2 protein-coding genes and 1 pseudogene are annotated in these 1,114 nt (G+C 64.5%); 1 reads left to right on the forward strand and 2 read right to left on the reverse strand.

Annotated elements, in window-relative coordinates; all coding sequences use genetic code 11:
* Positions 1 to 274 (forward strand): annotated as a pseudogene (locus ACIRS4_RS38415) (MFS transporter); the annotation flags it as partial.
* 19 nt (positions 275 to 293) lie between these two features.
* Here the strand turns inward: ACIRS4_RS38415 and ACIRS4_RS38420 are convergent.
* Both ACIRS4_RS38420 and ACIRS4_RS38425 read right to left on the reverse strand, forming a co-directional pair.
* Entirely contained in the window at positions 294 to 485 is a 192-nt protein-coding gene (locus ACIRS4_RS38420) for a hypothetical protein (RefSeq protein ID WP_404204942.1), read from the reverse strand.
* Between the two features lie 349 nt (positions 486 to 834).
* The coding region (locus tag ACIRS4_RS38425; protein WP_404204945.1) for a GMC oxidoreductase at positions 835 to 1,114 on the reverse strand (280 nt) is incomplete at its 5' end.

Genomic DNA, 1,114 nt, shown 5'->3' on the forward strand with positions numbered 1-1,114 from the left:
CCACACCACCATCACCGCCGCGGCCGCCCTGATCGTCTGGGGACTCGGTTACGGCGCGGTCCCCGTCACCTTCCAAACCTGGATCATGCGCGCCGCCCCCGACACCACCGAGGCCGCCTCCTCCCTGTTCGTCTCCACCTTCAATATCTCCATCGCCTTGGGCGCCCTCTGCGGCGGCGTCATCGTCAACGCCCTCCCGACCACCGGCGTCCTCTGGATCGGCGCGGGCCTGATCCTGTTCGCCCTGCCCATCATTCACCGCTCCCGTCGGTGACCGATCCGCGTACGGGCGGCTACCAGATGTTCCAACTGGACCGCCCGCGCATCGACTCGATCTCCTTGGCGATCGTCTCGAGCCGGGGCACCAGTCCCTGGAAATACCGCCGCGCATCACAACTCTCACCGCACCCCTGATGCACGGTCAAACCCCGCTGCGCCGCTTGCAAATTCATGACCGGATAGTCGGGCGCGTCGTGCGAAACCACCCTCACGACCGCACCCCCATCCGCTGCGCCGCCGCATTGATCACGGCAATTGCCTGACGTTTCCTGGCGCACACTGACATCGGGCACCCCTCGTGTACCCGCAACACGTCCCGCGCGGACGCGGTAGTCATCATGGTCACCGCTTCATGGCTCTCGATCGGTATGCGGAACATGCTCGACTCCGATTGTCGGCGTGGATGTTTGAGTTCCCCTTCGTTGGGGTGCGTCAAGTAGACCACTTATCGAATCGCGAGTGGAAAGTTTCCGACGCGACGGTGGTCCTTAATTCTCTCCATTCCGAAACAACGCACCACCGATAGCGAGACTGAGGGAATGACCCGTTCGGTTGTCAGATCACGTGTCCCACATCGGTTTTCACCAATCGATCCAGGGCGCGCTCGGCAAGGGCGGCGATCGTCATCGACGGATTACAGGCCGCGGTATTGCCGGGCATGAGGGCGCCGTCGAGGACATAGAGGCCGGATTGGCCGAGGACCCGGCCGTCCAGGTCGCACACCGCGCCCATACTGGCGCCACCGAGCGGGTGCCAAGTGGAGGGGAAGGCGAGGTTGGTGTCGAACAGGGTGCTCGACGGGCCGGCGATGCGCTGGACGGCGGGGCCGATGTGG

The sequence above is a fragment of the Streptomyces sp. NPDC101166 genome (assembly GCF_044768125.1).
In the GTDB taxonomy this organism is placed as follows: domain Bacteria; phylum Actinomycetota; class Actinomycetes; order Streptomycetales; family Streptomycetaceae; genus Streptomyces.